Annotated in this window: 14 protein-coding genes and 1 pseudogene; 3 read left to right on the top strand and 12 right to left on the bottom strand. The window is 61.1% G+C overall.

Annotated features, from left to right (window positions below; genetic code table 11):
- Nucleotides 1-943 precede the first annotated feature (943 nt).
- From EHW12_RS28965 to EHW12_RS28955, 3 genes and pseudogenes are all read right to left on the bottom strand, one after another.
- Nucleotides 944-1,357 carry a heme-binding protein gene (locus tag EHW12_RS28965; protein ID WP_042448083.1) on the bottom strand — a complete coding sequence of 138 codons (414 nt, stop codon included), beginning with the start codon at nucleotides 1,355-1,357 and terminating at the stop codon, nucleotides 944-946.
- Nucleotides 1,354-1,485, bottom strand: a pseudogene (locus tag EHW12_RS28960) (DJ-1/PfpI family protein); the annotation flags it as partial. The gene EHW12_RS28965 and the pseudogene EHW12_RS28960, both read right to left, overlap by 4 nt.
- Nucleotides 1,486-1,570: 85 nt before the next feature.
- Nucleotides 1,571-2,710 (bottom strand): glutathione-independent formaldehyde dehydrogenase, encoded by a 1,140-nt coding sequence (locus tag EHW12_RS28955; RefSeq protein ID WP_125052416.1) that lies wholly within the window; start codon nucleotides 2,708-2,710, stop codon nucleotides 1,571-1,573.
- Nucleotides 2,711-3,060: 350 nt separating this feature from the next.
- Here EHW12_RS28955 and EHW12_RS28950 point away from each other — a divergent pair, with 350 nt between their 5' ends.
- Complete coding sequence (locus EHW12_RS28950) at nucleotides 3,061-3,357, top strand: hypothetical protein (RefSeq protein WP_020971354.1); 297 nt, start codon at nucleotides 3,061-3,063, stop codon at nucleotides 3,355-3,357.
- A gap of 1,935 nt (nucleotides 3,358-5,292) precedes the next feature.
- Here the strand turns inward: EHW12_RS28950 and EHW12_RS28945 are convergent.
- The 9 genes from EHW12_RS28945 to EHW12_RS28905 form a co-directional block, all read right to left on the bottom strand.
- Nucleotides 5,293-5,820 (bottom strand): AAA family ATPase, encoded by a 528-nt coding sequence (locus EHW12_RS28945; RefSeq protein ID WP_042922064.1) that lies wholly within the window; start codon nucleotides 5,818-5,820, stop codon nucleotides 5,293-5,295.
- Nucleotides 5,821-5,858: 38 nt separating this feature from the next.
- A complete protein-coding gene (locus tag EHW12_RS28940) occupies nucleotides 5,859-6,146 on the bottom strand; it encodes a hypothetical protein (protein ID WP_125052414.1) in 288 nt (95 codons plus the stop codon).
- A gap of 39 nt (nucleotides 6,147-6,185) precedes the next feature.
- Nucleotides 6,186-6,380 (bottom strand): hypothetical protein, encoded by a 195-nt coding sequence (locus tag EHW12_RS28935; protein ID WP_125052412.1) that lies wholly within the window; start codon nucleotides 6,378-6,380, stop codon nucleotides 6,186-6,188.
- Nucleotides 6,381-6,571: 191 nt separating this feature from the next.
- Nucleotides 6,572-7,000, bottom strand: coding sequence for a limonene-1,2-epoxide hydrolase family protein (locus EHW12_RS28930; protein ID WP_241199075.1), 429 nt, complete (start codon nucleotides 6,998-7,000; stop codon nucleotides 6,572-6,574).
- Nucleotides 7,001-7,008: 8 nt separating this feature from the next.
- Nucleotides 7,009-8,145 (bottom strand): PDR/VanB family oxidoreductase, encoded by a 1,137-nt coding sequence (locus EHW12_RS28925; protein ID WP_125052408.1) that lies wholly within the window; start codon nucleotides 8,143-8,145, stop codon nucleotides 7,009-7,011.
- A complete protein-coding gene (locus EHW12_RS28920; RefSeq protein WP_125052406.1) occupies nucleotides 8,142-9,047 on the bottom strand; it encodes a metal-dependent hydrolase in 906 nt (301 codons plus the stop codon). Before EHW12_RS28920 ends, EHW12_RS28925 begins: the two co-directional genes overlap by 4 nt.
- Nucleotides 9,048-9,125: 78 nt before the next feature.
- Nucleotides 9,126-9,779, bottom strand: coding sequence for a TetR/AcrR family transcriptional regulator (locus EHW12_RS28915; RefSeq protein ID WP_020971347.1), 654 nt, complete (start codon nucleotides 9,777-9,779; stop codon nucleotides 9,126-9,128).
- 40 nt (nucleotides 9,780-9,819) lie between these two features.
- Entirely contained in the window at nucleotides 9,820-11,010 is a 1,191-nt protein-coding gene (locus tag EHW12_RS28910) for a CaiB/BaiF CoA-transferase family protein (RefSeq protein WP_042922113.1), read from the bottom strand.
- A gap of 2 nt (nucleotides 11,011-11,012) precedes the next feature.
- The gene (locus EHW12_RS28905) at nucleotides 11,013-12,962 is read right to left on the bottom strand and encodes an NAD(P)/FAD-dependent oxidoreductase (RefSeq protein ID WP_007735571.1); all 1,950 of its coding nucleotides are present in this window, start codon (nucleotides 12,960-12,962) and stop codon (nucleotides 11,013-11,015) included.
- A 192-nt stretch (nucleotides 12,963-13,154) separates the two neighbouring features.
- Here EHW12_RS28905 and EHW12_RS28900 point away from each other — a divergent pair, with 192 nt between their 5' ends.
- Both EHW12_RS28900 and EHW12_RS28895 read left to right on the top strand, forming a co-directional pair.
- Complete coding sequence (locus EHW12_RS28900; RefSeq protein ID WP_039973508.1) at nucleotides 13,155-14,762, top strand: class I adenylate-forming enzyme family protein; 1,608 nt, start codon at nucleotides 13,155-13,157, stop codon at nucleotides 14,760-14,762.
- Nucleotides 14,749-15,429 carry a TetR/AcrR family transcriptional regulator gene (locus tag EHW12_RS28895; RefSeq protein ID WP_007735574.1) on the top strand — a complete coding sequence of 227 codons (681 nt, stop codon included), beginning with the start codon at nucleotides 14,749-14,751 and terminating at the stop codon, nucleotides 15,427-15,429. The genes EHW12_RS28900 and EHW12_RS28895 overlap by 14 nt, the downstream gene beginning before the upstream one ends.
- Nucleotides 15,430-15,502 lie beyond the last annotated feature (73 nt).

The following is a 15,502-nucleotide window of genomic DNA, read 5'->3' as shown; positions in this document are numbered from 1 at the left end:
GGTGAAGTCACGGAGACCGAGCAGGGCGCCGATAACGGCGCCCGACACCAATCCGTGAATGGCGGGCGTGAGGCTCGAGAGCGGCCGAGGGTAAGGGTTTCCGCCACTGTGCTTTGACATCACGCCCCTCAGCGTTGATGTTGTGGGGTTCGCCGGGCCTGTGTGTACTGACAGGGCCCGACCGCCGGTCAACCGGTTGAGCTCACGAACCACCCAGCCATGATGAGTCTTTTCGTCCACCTAAAGGGCGTCAACAACATTCGCCTGATGGGCGGGGCGCAACGGGGCAGTGGCGACCACACCTGCCCTTGATCGAAGATGCCCGCCGGAACCCGATCGAAGCGGCCATCGCATGAAACTCCGAGTATCGGCTTCGACACGAAAACTCGAGTGTCGGCCGCTACTGCGGTACGTCCACACTACCGCGGCGCATGCATAAGGAGAACACCTTTGCGAAAGAACTTCCCAGTCGGCGAACAGCAGCTCCGTTGAACCCGGACGAGATTCACTGTAATTCTATCGAATCTCCTTGTAACAGAAAGGCAATGGGTCACTACTGGTCGGTTCCAATTGGTTGCGAGTAGGCGGCGTGCACCCGCGTGCTGCGCAGTTCAACGTCCCGTTCTGAGGCTGGTCAACAGACCGCTCAGGCGGAATTTATTGCAAATCAACATTTTTCGGACACCGATATCGCTGGACTTGCGTAATTATCGTCTATTCCTTGCGGCATCATTCGGCCGAGGGCTCGGTTTGCCCCTGACACGGCGCGCGGATGTGCACGTCCGCTCGTCGTTATGTTTGTCTCGGTCCTGGCCGCGTCAAGGATGCGGGACGACTTCGGTCCAGTCACAGTCGCGGGGCCGCGACTAGCTTTAAAGCAACGTCGGAATGTTCGACGTTGCCCTGTCGATGCGTTCTCTGACCTGACGACGCAGTCCACCGCTCACAGCGCCGCCACGGCCGCCTCGGCGACGGTCTTGTCCTGCTCCCCGGTGCCGCCGCTGACGCCGACAGCGCCCACGACCTGGCCGTTGTGCCGCAGAGGCACACCGCCGGTGAAGATCATGATGCGCCCGCCGTTGGAGGCGTGTATCCCGTAGAACTGCTCGCCCGGGCCCGCGTTGGCCGCGAGGTCCTCGGTCGAGACGTCTAATGCCCGCGCGGTGAACGCCTTGTTGATCGAGATGTCGATGCTGGCGATCCAGGCACCGTCCATTCGCACGTGAGCCACGAGGTTGCCGCCGGCATCGACCACCGCAATGTTCGACGGCGACTCGATCTCGGTGGCTTTGGCCTGTCCTGCGGCGATGACCCGCTGCGCATCGTCGAGGGACACCGAGGTCTGGTTCACGGTCATGACGCACCTGCCCCGAACTTCGCGAACTGCTCGACGATGGCCTGACGGAACGCAGGAAGGTCGTCGGGCGAGCGGCTCGAGATCAGGTTCCCGTCGATCGCGACCTGTTCGTCTACGACTTCTACTCCTCCGGCCCCGTCGGCAGTCGATATCGCTATCTGCTTGCCCTGCAGTGGCATTGGCATCGTTGTGCTCCTCTCGGTTCTGGCCGTGTCAGGGATGCAGGACGACTTTGGTCCAGCCGTCGTCGCGAGCGTCGAAGTGCTGGTAGCCGGATTCGGCTTCGGCGAGCGGGAGTTCGTGGGAGATGATCCAGGAGGGCTTTGCCCGGTCTTCGTGGATGAGGTCGCGCAGTTGCCGGTTGTAGTGTTTGACGTTCGCTTGTCCGGTGCCGATCTTCTGGCCCTTGAACCAGAATTTGCCCATGTCGAAGGCGATCTTGCCGTTGCGCTCGAGTTCGTCGGGGCCGTTCTGGTCCTGGGGAAGGAAGATGCCGACCACCCCGATGTGGCCGGTGAAGCGCACCGAATCCACGAGCCGGTTCATCGTCATGGCGGCGTCCTCGTGGCCTTGCGGGTCGTGTGCCTGATAGCCGACGCACTCGCACCCCTTGTCTGCGCCTTTCCCGTTGGTTTGCTCGAGGACCTGCTCGACGGGGTCGCCCTTCGAGTCGTCGATGGGGACGACGCCGATCTCTTCGGCCAGGCGTAGCCGGTCGGGGTGGCGGTCGACGATCATCACCTTGCTCGCTCCCTGGATCATCGCCGAATACGCGGCCATCAAACCGACTGGGCCAGCGCCGTAGACCACCATCGAATCGCCGGGTTGCATGTCGGCCAGGCGGGTGCAATGCCATCCGGTGGGAAAGATGTCCGACAGCATCACGTAGTCGGTTTCCTTGTCCTGGGCATCCTCGGGCAGTCGCAGACAGTTGAAGTCGCCGAACGGCACTCGCAGATATTCCGCCTGTCCGCCCCAGAACGGGCCCATCCCCGCGAAACCGAATGCAGCGCCGGCCATCTTCGGATCGGGGTGCACCGTCAGGCAGAATGCAGTCAACCCTTCCTCGCAGTTTCGGCAGAAGCCGCAGCCGATGTTGAACGGCAAGCACACTCGATCCCCTGGCGATACTTTGACCACTGCATTGCCGACTTCGGCGACGATGCCCAAGTTTTCGTGACCGAGGACCATTCCGGGCTCCAGATCGGTGCGGCCTTCGTACATGTGTAGATCCGACCCGTAGATGTTGGTGCTCGTGATCTTCACCAGCACATCTGTCGGATTCTCGATCCGCGCATCGGGCACGTCCTTGACGTGGACCTCTCGAGGCCCGTCGTATACAAGCGCTTTCATCGCGGCACTCCCTTGTCTTGTAGCTGCGGCTTTCCGGTTGATCTCGTCGGCCGCAGGCGTCCACGCGTGAGCGACCGACCGAATGAATCGTGCTGTTCGGGGAAGGTCCACGGGGCGCAGAAGTGAAGACCGCACCAAAATGTCGGCGCACCAACATTTTTCCTGCCATCGACGCAACTGCGGCTGCATCCAGGCATCGCATTCCCTCACCATGGAGTCTCCTCCTTCGGCTCCACGATCGCTAGGGGGTTGGGATCGGTTTCCTCGAACGGTGGGTTTGGGTACCTTCCATTAACCGATGGATGGTGTGATGCTTGACAGTGTTCACCACCTCGAAGAGGAGATCCGATATGGCCACCAAGGCGCTGCTGGTCCGACTTGAAGCGAAGCCCGGCAAGGAAGAAGCGGTCGAGGAATTCCTCCGATCGGCACTGCCGCTCGTCGAGCAGGAGCCCGGCACGAAACCCTGGTTCGCGGTGCGGTTCGGGCCCTCGTCGTTCGGCATCATCGACGCATTCCCGGACCAAGCTGCCCGCGAGACACATCTCAATGGTCCGGTCGGCAAGGCCCTCGGCGAACGCGCCGACGAACTCTTCGCTGCGCCGCCCGAAATCAGCTACCTCGACGTTCTCGCTGAAAAAGTCTGAACAACCGACTGGAAAATGTCTTGTCGATGGCGGTCACATTCGGTTGTGAATACAGTTGTGCCACAGCCATACCCGAATCACGGTAGCTTTGCCGGCGTGCGCGGCTGTGGCGTACTGTCCGTCGCTCGCTTCCGCCCAGGTATCGGTAGATCACGAGCAGGGCACTCAGTCGAGCCAACTCGCTACCCGTGTAGGAAGAGCATTTCAAACTCGTTTCATTGCAAAGTGTTTCGAGTTTGAGGTGACCTGCCTGGAGTGAAGTAGGACTCCTTGTTCTTGGAGGAGGGCTTAGTGGAGCACCACGGATCATCGAGCAAGGACGATTGGTGCTAGTCCTGTTGGAAAGATGGTCATAGACGATGGCAAAGGTGAGGTCGGATGGATTCACCATCACCGTGCGCCGGTCACCGACCTGGGGTAGCACGTTACCTTTGGGTGCCTCGCAGTCAGCGTCGAACGTGTCCAAACCCGGGCCGCTGATACGGACGGTCAGTTCGGCGGTGTCTTGGCCCTCGTTGAGGTCCCGGATGCGGTTGACGGCGAAAATTTCTGCAGTCGCTGCAATACCGACGGCCCGGAATCGCTTTCCTCCCAGCGCCATCCATAGGTACTGACTGCAAGCCCGATTCCGATCGGGAAGGTGAAGACTCCCCACTACACGGCCGGTCGATCGAGTACGTCATCATCCCGGCGGCGAAACCGATGAGTTCGACCTGCCGCGGTTTGTCCGTGTTCTTGTTGGACAAACCGACACCCTAAGTGAGGGGGTGGTTTTCGGGTGGCTGTTTCAGGATTGAAAAGCGGTGATGCCGCGTCCCCGTGTGGTTGGCGTCGGAGCGGTGTGAGCCCGGATTGCCGTGGACTGAATATTGTTGCAGTCGTTAGCTGTTCGCCGTTTGATGCGATCTTGTTGTGTGCGGTTTTGTTGGTTGCCGACCATATCATGTTGCCGTTGTTGCAAAGCGCCAGTAGGTGTTTGTTGGCATCAACGACGGCTGAGGTTGGAAACGACATGGACGATCTCCGCTGGCAAATTATGTAAGGGGTGGTGGGTGCCCCTTGGAGCGCTCGGAATGCTCGTGGGAAGTCGCGGCCACACCTGTTGCCACAGAACCATGGCGATAGGTCACCTGTCGGGTCGGTGCCTGGTGCTGGAAAGGTTCGAACCTAGTCAACAGTTTCCGTCGGCAGTCACTCCCGGTCGTCGACACACTGGTGAATCCTGACGCCCCGTGCCTCGTTCGTAGCTCCGTTGCTAACGGTTTCATCCCGTCGAGTCCAGGGAGAGGGCCAGTGTTGACCGACTGCTGGTGGATTGTTCTCAGCTGTCGAAAAGGCCATCTTTGCCCGGAATTTCAGCGCCAACTGTCGCGTAGTTTTTCGAAAGTCGCAGGTTGATCTGACAAATAGATCGGAATCTACAGCCGCCATCGCCTGAAGGTGGGACAAGAATCGGTCATGGTGGGATTCGGGGCGAGCACCAGCGATTATGTCGATGTTGGGCGGCTGCCGAGCGGTTATGGTGTTTGTCGAATCAGTCTCGGAGCCCGACGATCATCCGGCCACGAAAAGTGCGGCCGTAGCGAGAATCGCAACAGAAAGGATGGGTACGCGGCGACTGTCACGCTGGACTCCGTTTCCTCGGTTCCGCGAGAATTGCCAGGACAACCGGCTCTCAGAATTCACTCTGAGCCACGAGATGCCTGTTTTCGATACCCTCCGCCAGAGAGTGAGCCCGGGAACGCGCGTTGGTGAGCAGCGCTCTGCGGGGCGGCAAACTGAAGGGGCGTCAGCACCAGCTCATACGAGAAGACGTACATCCCTTGCGATTTTAGAGACCGGCCAGCCATAAACCGAAGTTTCATCAGGTCGATCATCACGAGTAACACTCAGTACCAACATCTTTCGAACGCACCCAGCTCGACGATTCCGGTGTCACTGCAAAGCCGAGAGAACCGTGTCGACCCGCCCACGGAGTGGGCCGTCAAGCTCGACAACTACCAGGGAGTCACACACCTGCATCGGATCGGCGTACACCAAATCCAGCAACGCGTCGTTCACCGCGCGCTGCAGCTCCGGCATCCCCACCGCAGGCAACTTCTGCACTGTTTCGACGGTAATCGGCACCACAACCAGCACGTCGAGAGTACGTAGCGCGGACCTCACAATCGCCGCCTCGACTTCTGCCTCCGGATCGACACCACACGCCGACAAGTACGCCAGGAAGTCGAGCGGCGTGCGATCGAATACAACACCAGAAGAAGGTGTAGTCAGCAATCGCAGTGAACGACGAAGCTGCGCACGGTAGTCATCAGCCGAGGGTGGAAACTCGAACTCGCGCCCCTCCTCTTCGAGCACGAAATACGGTTCATCGACCCGAATGTGTCCCGCGAGGCGGCCACACAACTCGTCGACCAGCGTGCTCTTGCCGGTCCCGTGCGGGCCGGATACTCCAATACGCATTAGTGGGGCCCTCTCGAAGAAAGTTGCGGAACTACTTGTCAGTTGAGCACCCGTCGACCGTCGGCTCGATACCGACCCCTGGATGCCCCGACCCGTCGACAATTCTCGTTGCACCTCGGTCGAGTCGTACTGAGGGTATCGAGGTGAGATCGGATCACCGTGGTGATCTGCTCGGAGTCGGTGGGCATCTTCGACGACTGCCTGCCCTCGGTAGTGGGATCTGCTGAACTGATCGTGCATCCCGAGAGCAGCAGTGCTGCAAGGGCTCCGCCGAGGAGGATCGATTCCACCGATCGCCGGCGGTAGTGGTTTATGGGTGGATTCACCGAAACTCCTTTATTCGTGAACATGTTGCGCCCGGAAAGTCATCCAGCCGGCGGCCAGAAGACAAACGCGGCGGACAGCAGAGCAAGGCTGAGGACCGCGGTGGCATTGGCGGTGCGAACAAAGACGTACTGCTCCGCATCCTCTGCGCCGAGACACAGCGGGGTCAGCTGCAAGGCCAGCGACAACATCCCGGTACCGAGCGCGCCGAGGGCGAACAATTGTCGAGAATCCATCAGCGGTATCCAATCCCGTTGCAGTCCAAAGGAACAACGAGCTGGTCACATGCGCGAACGTAGACTCGGCGAGAGTTCTCCGCACCAGCGGCCGAACTCCTGAACCGAGGATGCAGTCGAGAAGCTGCAGGGGGAGATTTCAGCATCTGGTGAGGACTCCCCGGCAAAATGCGACACAAAACGTCGCTACTTCAGGTGGTTGGGCCGAATCGCAATCCGCGGAGCAGTCGGCGGTAGGAGAAGCGGTCGTCCCAAATGCGAAGCAGGCCGTTTGCGAATGTGTAGTGGCCGTCTACGTCGAGGTGCATGGCAAACCATCCGATGCGGATGATCTCTCTTCGCCGGGAGGACACGGTGTTGTGGTCGGTGGTCATCGTGAGCACTTCCACGACCTCGTACCTGGTGATCAGGCGAGAGACGATCGTGAGCGCCCGTTCGACGCGTTCGCTTCCACGCACGCTGGGCAGGCCGGTGTTGCGCCATTCGATGTCGGGATCGACGAGTGCGCGCACGGCATCGGCGTCCATTTCCTCCAGTGCGATCAGCAGGTCCACCATTCGCGATGTCAGTTGATCGTCGTTCAACAGGTACTCCGGTCGTCTGGAATTGTGTTTTCTCATCGGTGGATTCATGTGGTGACCGTCAGGCAGGGACTGTTGCTCCGCGAAACGCACAGGAGCATCTTGCCGGCGGCGCGCTCGGCTGGGCTCAACGAATTGTCACGATGATCGACGTCGCCGTCGCTGACGTGGACCATGCAGGTGCCGCAGAAGCCCTGACGACATGAATAGGGGGCTTTCGGGTTCACACGCAGGACCGCGTCCAGTGCGGTCTGGTCGGCGGCGACATCGATGACCTGACCGGTGCGAGCCAGTTGGATGCGGAAGGGTCGTCCATCGACGACCGGTGCGGCGGAGAAGCGTTCGGCGTGCACTTCCACACCGGGCTCGTTGCGCACACTAGCTGTGATCAGGTCCATCATCGGGACCGGACCGCAACAGTAGATCGCGTCGCCGCTGCGGACATTCGGCGGGAGAAGATCGTTCGCTGCGGGTAGGCCGTATTCGTCGTCGGTGCGGATGGTGACCCGATCACCAAACGGCGACAATTCCTCGAGGAACGGTAGTGTGCGGCGCTCGCGACCGACGTACATCAGCGACCAATCCAGGCCCATGCGCTCCGCCTCGCGGACCATCGGCAGTATCGGTGTGATGCCGATGCCACCCGCCACGAAGTGAACGCGCTTCGCGCGCTCGATTCGCCCGGGTTCGACGAACCCGAACGCGTTGCGTGGACCGCGAACGCCGACGACGGTACCGACTGGCAACTCGTCGTGCACCTCGTTCGATCCGCCGCCACCATCAGGAATCCGGCGTACCGCGATCCGGTAGCAGCGTCGATCGGCGGGATCGCCGCACAGCGAGTACTGACGTATCCGTCCCGAGGGCAGGTACAGGTCGAGGTGTGCCCCGGGATACCACCGTTCGAGGTCGCTGCCGTCAGGTGCTCGCAGTTCGAGACTGACCACGTCGTTGTCGGTGGCCACCGTCGTGCGCTCCGACACCGTGAGCGTTGTCTTGTACTCGTCGATCCGGTTTTCCGGTGGCTCGTCGCGATGAATCAAGACCGCCAACTTGACCTGCGTGGAGACCAGGACATCCAGAATGCGCAGAATCGAGTCGCGGCGCTTGCCGCGACGTAGGTCGACCGGGATCTCGCGGGGGGCCGGCCACCGCTGTGTGAGTTCGGGCGCGTTGGGTGTCATGTGTTGACCCGCTTGGCCGCTGGCGATTGCGCGATGTAGGCGAGGGCCTGGGCGGTGGACCCCACACTGTCGGGGTGAAATCCCGGCACGAACGTCGACACACCGCTCCAGAACCATTTCGATACACCAGGCACCAGTCCGCGGCGTCCGGCGCGGACGAATTCCAGTAGCAATCGTGGATAACCGATGTTCGGCGTGTTGGGGTCGTTGCGACTCAGATACATCGCAGCACGGAGCAACCACCCCAAAAAGATTGGCCACGTGATGATCATGGAGATACAGCGGCGAAAGTAGCCGACTCCGAAGTACGTGGCGACCTCGTGTGCCACGGCACGATGCTCGACCTCTTCGGCCCCATGCCACCGATAGAGGTCAAGCATCTGCGGATCCGCGCCGAATTTCTCCAAGTCCGCGTTCAACGCCCAGTCGCCCACGAACGCGAACATATGCTCCGAAGACGCGCAAATCCCGAGACGCTCGATCAGACGCTGCCGGATGGCCCGCGGATCGGAGTCGTCACCGACGCCCAAAGTTCTGCGGAAGAAATACTGCATCTGGCGGTTGAACGGGGCCGGGTCGATCCCGTGCCGTGTGAACACCTGATTCATGACCTCGTCATGCGCCTCTGCGTGCAGCAGTTCTTGACCCATGAAACCGAGCATGTCCTCGCGAAGCTTCTCGTCGTGCACGTCCGGGAGGGCCTGCTCGAAGGCCTGGATCATCATCCGTTCGCCCTCCGGGATGACGAGGTTCATCGAGCTGAGGAGGTATGAGGCGATCGGCTCGTTCGGCAACCACACCAAAGGCGCTTTCTCCCAGTCGAAATCGACTCGCCGCGGACGGATCGCTACCCGGCCGGGCGGTGCGATCGGACTCTGTGTCAGTCCACTCGTAATTCGCATGACCACTCCTCATTCATAAGTACTGCTGCGTACTTATGAATGAGCATGGCGATCTACCCTTGGCTTGTCAACACCGGACTACGAAGGGTTGGACGAGAGATCCAGTACCCGTTCAAGGAAGGACATGATCGGCGCATGAAGATTCATGTACGAATTCGACCCGTCAACCACCTGGCGGTAGAACAACTCGTTGCAACCGCCGATCGCCGCGAGAAACACTTCACGCCCCGGGGCTTCTGAAGACTTGGACGAGTAGCCGACGAGCAATGCATCGGCGAGCAGTTCCACGTACTCGTTGCGCTTCGCCACCCCGGCCGGGCCGGCCACAGGTAGGTCCACCACCCAGGCTCGCACGAACTCCGGTTCGGACGAACACGTCTCGAGATACTTCTCGATGACAGCCGAAAGCTGTTCGTGTAGAGATAAATTGGCGGTCGAGCTTTGTGTCGAGGTGATGTTGGAGACGATCACCTCGATGCCGGCGTCGATCGCCGCGATCAAGCACGCTTCTTTGCTCTCGAACTGCTTGTAGAAAGCTTGGCGAGACACCCTGGCACGCCCGACGACATCGGCGATCGTGGTCGAGGCGATCCCCTTCTCCGCCGTCGACGAGATCACCGCACGCAGAATGCGATCGCGTTGCGCGTCTTGGACCTCGTCCACAGCCAGTCGGCCGCGGCCACGCGGCAACCCGGGGAGGTCACGATCGAACGATCCAGCCAGCCTGCGCATACCGAAATCGTAGCCCGCCTGGCGCCATCGGTTCTCTCGCTCACCACGTCTGTGGACCAACAGCCATGCGAGTGGACCGATGTCGAGTGGAATTGCCCCCGTGGTGCTCTGAGGCAATCTCCCATCGCGACACGGTTGCGTCCAGTTCGTCGTTTCTCCGTGGTGGGGCTGCTCCCTGTGACGAGTCCAGCCGTGGTGCGGCGGAGGGCATCGAAAAGCCTCCTGCATCGACGAAGGCCGTCCGCTGTATTGCATGGTCGTGGAGTGTTGCCTCGTGGAGTGTGAGCACGGGTGTGACACAAGCGTTCAGGCCGTCGAAGACCTCGACCCAGGCGTCGCGATCGTGTGTGGCGAAGGTTCTGCCGAAGCGTTCGGACAAGTCGTCCCAGTTCGATTGGTCCCAGCGATTCGGCAACGAGGCGGGATCCAATCCGAGTCCGAACACGAAGCGGTCGTAGTACACGTCTTCGAGGGCCCCTACCGCCATGTACCTGTGGTCTGCGCACTCGTACGCGCGGTAGAACGGGGCAGATCCGTCGAGGAGGTTGGTTCCACGACGGGCTGACCAGCGGCCGGCATGCTGCCACGATCGGACGAGCGCAGTCAACGAACTGGCGCCGTCGACCATCGCTGTATCCACCACCTGGCCTCGGCCAGTGCGTTCTCTTTCGTGCAGCGCGGCAAGTACTCCTACGAGCAGGAACATCGATCCGCCGCCGAAGTTCCCGACGTAGTTCAGCGGCGGTGACGGCGGCCCGGAAGCCGGTCCGAGCTGTTCGAGCGCGCCCGAAAGCGCAAGGTAGTTCAGGTCGTGCCCGGCTTCTCGGGCCATCGGTCCCTTCTGGCCCCAGCCACTCATTCGGCCGTAGATCAGCCCCGGATTGTCCTGCAGGCAGATCTCGGAGCCCAGGCCGAGCTTCTCCATCGTGCCGGGCCGAGAGCCCTCCATCAGGACGTCCGCTCGGCCGATCAGCCTGCGCACCTTGGCGAGATCTTCGGTCTTGGTCAGATCTGCAGTGAGTTCGGTCCGCCCTCGGAGCATCCCCGCATTCGCATCGTCGATTCCGTCATCTGCTCCCATCGAGATGGGGCGCACGATGCGCACGACATCGGCGCCAAGATCTGCCAACATCAGACCGGCGTGCAGTAGCGGCCCTATGGCCTCCATTTCAATGACCCGGATACCCGACAGCGGCCCGCCGTGCACTCCGCCGGTGGCTTCGTCCTGCATGATCACCCTCGCGCGGTCGGAGTCGGGACCGACTCGGAGCGTGCCGGCTCGGTACGAAAATCTGCCGGGTCGACTCGGTAGGTCATGGCCCAGTAGTCGTTGATCCGCCACGGAAGGACCGACACGACGCGACCGTCCGGGTTTCGGTACCAGTTCTCCATTGCCGGATGGGTCCAGACCATCTGTGCGTGCTGTCGGTCGACGGCCTCGTTGTATCGATCGTTGACCTCGGCCCGGCACTCCATCGCGCCGAGGTTTTCCGATTGCATCAACTTCAAGGCATCCATGATGTAGCGGACCTGACATTCCAGGATCGTGATGAAGCTCCCCCCATGTCCCAGGCCGGTGTTCGGTCCGGTCATGACGAAGAAATTGGGGAAGTCAGGAACTGTGATTCCCAGGTAGGCGCGCGCGTCGTGCTCGCCCCAGATTTCTCCGGTGGACCGGCCGGATCGACCGACGATGTCCATCGGGTAAAGAACGCGCACACTGTGGAAACCCGTCGCCATGACAATGACGTCCAGCTGGTGCTCGACGCCGTTCGTGTCGACGAGTCCAGAAGGTGTCAGGGCGTCGACTCCGTGGGGCACCAGTGTGACGTCGGGCTTACGAAGCATCGTGAACCAGCCATTGTCCAGCAGCATTCGCTTACCAAAGGGCGGATAGTCCGGAAGAGATGCCTCGATCAGATCTGTTCGATCACCCAGCTGATCGCGGAGATAGCGTTCGTAGAACTTGCGATGACCATGGTTGGTCGCATTGATCGAGGCGCTCGGCTCTGGCCAGTCGGGGTCGACCTGGAGGGACGAGTACACCTTGTCGTTGAAGATCCACGACAGACGCGCCCGGTACCACTCGCGATAGCCGGGGATGTTGTCCATCAGCCAGTGGACGCCGTCGTCGATGGTCGTGAAGTAGTCGTCGTTCGGTGCGATCCACTGTGGTGAGCGCTGGAAGATCGTCAGCGATCCGACACGATCCGCGATGGCCGGGCCGATCTGCATAGCACTGGCTCCGGTACCGACGATGCCCACTCGCTTTCCGCGGAGCGACTCGGGATCGTCGAGCTCGTTCGGCCACTCGGCGGAGTGGAAGAGGCGACCACGGAAGGTCTCGATTCCCGGTAGATGCGGGATCTTCGGACGATTGAGCAGACCGACCGCGCTGATCAGGATGGGAGCCTCGAGGGTCTCCGGCGCCTCACCTGGTCGCTGGACGGACACACGCCAACTCTGTTTCGACTCCTCGAACTCGGCGCGCGTCACCTCATGGCGGAAGCGGACATTGCGCCGGATGTCGTTGGCCTCCGCAAAGTCCTCGAGATATCCCTGAACCTCGTCGCGCTTGCCGAAATGGGTCGACCAGTTACGAGGGAACGACGAGATCGAGTAAAGGTGGCTCGGTGTATCAACTCCGGCGCCCGGATAGCGGTTCTCCCACCATGATCCGCCGACGTCGTCGTTCTTCTCCAGGATCACGTGAGGGATTCCAGCGCGGGTGAGCTCGACGGAGGCCAGCATCCCCGCGATGCCGGCTCCGATCACGATGGCGTGGAGTCGCTCGTCGCACTTGGCGGTGGCAGGCTTGATCTGCGGACCATTGACTATCTCCGCCATCATCGGCGCGAAGTCCGGCGGCACGGTCTCGCTGCAGGTGAAGTTGAGGATTCGCTCGACTTCCGAGCTGTCCAGCGTCCGCCGGGACGGCTCGTCCAGCGTCCACCAGCGTTCCACTGCGTCGATCAACGCGCTCCGGATTTCGGACTGAACTTCCTCCGGAAGTCCTCCCGTGGAGTTGTCATCCATGCCCCGACTGCGCGTGGGTTGATAGCGGGGTGCCACCCACCGCTCATCGGCGGTCAGCTCCAGCAACACGGCGAGCATGGTCGGAACGTTGCCCCGTAACACCGCCGAACGCAGGTGGTCACGGTCCAGGTCAGTGACGATAGTCATGTCATGCAGGCTAACAGCCGTTAGCGACACAACCAAGTGTGATTTCGATATTCCCATTGTTGCTTGGAAACTCTGCTTGACCCGCGTGGATGCCGATGACAGTATGAGCCACATCATACTAACCGCGGTAAGCATTCAGGAAGTTGAGGAACCATGGATCTGTCGACAAGTGTCGAATCGGATGCCACTGATATGCGACGGAGTTCAGGTCCGCTTGTCCGATCCCTCACAGCGACCCAGTCGTCACCGCTAGGGCGAGCGACGTTGGGCGACCAGCTACGCCGCCACTCGCAGAGTCGACACTCGAAGCCGGCGATCGTGTCGTATGCCCCAGGTGGTCGACGCACCGTGACCACCTACGGTGCGCTCAATCAGGATGCCAACCGGGCATCCCACATGTTCCTCGGACTCGGTGTTTCCCGCGGTGACCGGGTCGCCGTGATGGCCCGCAATCGCGTGGAGTCGGTAGTCGCCTACTACGGTGCTCTCAAAATAGGGGCGGTGTACTCCGGCATCAATGTCCTTTTCGGGCCGAACGAAGTGGCTCAACAGATCGGGCACCTCGAGCCCGCGGTTGTGGTCGTGGCCGCGGAATTCCTGCCGGTACTGGAAGAAGCGCTGGCGGGACTCGGTACCCGCCCCGAAATCGTTGTTCTCGACAGCACGGACGAGTTCGGCGGCCACTGCTTCGATCAACTCCTCGAGTCCTCGTCGCCGACAGAGCCGGATTGCGATGTCGACGAGCACGATCTCGCAATGATCGTGTACACCAGTGGAACCGAGGCGGCTCCGAAGGGCGTCATGCTGCCGCATCGCAACTACCTGGTCTCCACTGCACCTGCGTACACATGGGGACTGCGATGCCTGGACGATGACGTCTGGCTCTACGTCATGCCATTCCACACTATTGCCGGAATCGGCTCCCTGACCTCGCTCCTGCTGTTGGGAGCGACGCTCGTGCTCCCGGCCAGCCTCGCGCCTGCCGACGCTTTGCACATGATCAAAGCGGAGCAGATCACCGTCCTGGCTCAAACCCCGACGTTCTTCATCTCGCTCGCAGATCATCCTGACTTCGGTCCTGAGACTGTCGGGACCATCCAGCGCTGCCTGACCTATGGAGGTCAGGTCTCGCCGCGAACGGTGGACGCATGGCACCACGCGGCGCCCGCATCGGTGTGGGGCACCTACTGGGGTCAGTCCGAGTTGACGCAGTTGGGCTCCGTCGGCTGGTTCAAGCGACTCGAGGACATTCCCGATCAGGATCCGACCTGGATCGGCAAGCCTGTAGGCCATCTCGAGGTCAAGGTGGTCGATGCCGACGGAAATGAAGCAGAGCGAGGTGAACTCCTCTGTCGCACGCCGTCGGTGATGCTGGGTTACTACAAGGATCCCGAGAAGACCGCCGCTGTCCTCGACGGTGGTTGGGTCCACACCGGCGACATCGTACGTCGCGATTCGGAGGGCAACATGTTCTTCCTCGATCGCAGCAAGGACATGATCAAGACGGGCGGCTACAACGTGTCCTCGCAGGAGGTCGAGCGCGTACTACAAGCCCACCCCGAGGTGTCGCGCGCCGCCGTCGTGGGACTTCCGGACGAATACTGGTCCGAGGCGGTCACAGGCTTCGTCATCGTCATAGACGGCAGCGACCTCACCGGCCAGGAGTTGCGAGACCACTGCAAGACCGTGCTCGCAGGCTATAAGGTTCCAAAGGCGATCAAGATTGTGGATGAGCTGCCCACGGACCCTCAGGGGAAGCTGCTCAAGAGAGAACTACGCCGCCTGTATGCAAAGGACTGAAACGCTGAACATCGATCCTGCCAGCAGCGCGACACCCGGATCCGGTCGACCACGGCTTGAAGGGCTTCCAAGCAGACGTGACGACATACTGGCCGCGGCGGCCGAATACTTCGCTGATCAGGGCTACCACTCGGCAGGCATGCGTGGCATCGCAGATTCGGTGGGAATCAAGGGCGCGAGCCTCTACAACCACTTCACCTCGAAAGAGGAGATCCTCTACGCGATCGCGCTCAAGATGACCCGGGACCCGGTCGAGGAGCATCTACTTGTCCTCGACGAGACTGGAACTCCGGTCGAGCGACTCACCTCGCTGATCGATGTTCATCTGCGGTATTTGGCGATGAACAGGGTCGAGCATCTGGTAAGCCTACGAGAGATCTCGGCGCTTACCGACGAACACCGTATGAGGGTGCTCGAGTACCGCAAGTACTACCAGAGGCGTGTGCGCGATGTGATTGCTGCCGGGGTCCGCGCCGGAGAGTTCGAGATCGCCGACCCACAGCGTGCGGCTGTTGCGGTGCTCGACCTCATGAATGGCGTGAGCTGGTGGCTTCGAGACGACCACGATATCGAGGCGCTGGTGGCAACCTACGTGGATTACATCGTCGTCGGAATTCTCCGTCACCGTCCCGGAACGCAGAGTGGTAACGGCGGTACGCCCAGCTGACGGTTACGCCCGTTCAGCCCGAAAACAAGTGATCCCCCTCCACCCGACGTGGAGGGGGATCACTTGTTTTCGA

Origin of the sequence: Rhodococcus sp. NJ-530 (assembly GCF_003860625.1) — a bacterium.
Classification (GTDB): Bacteria; Actinomycetota; Actinomycetes; order Mycobacteriales; family Mycobacteriaceae; genus Rhodococcus_F; species Rhodococcus_F qingshengii.
Note: the sequence above shows the minus strand (reverse complement) of the source record. Positions and strands in the feature narration are given on the sequence as shown.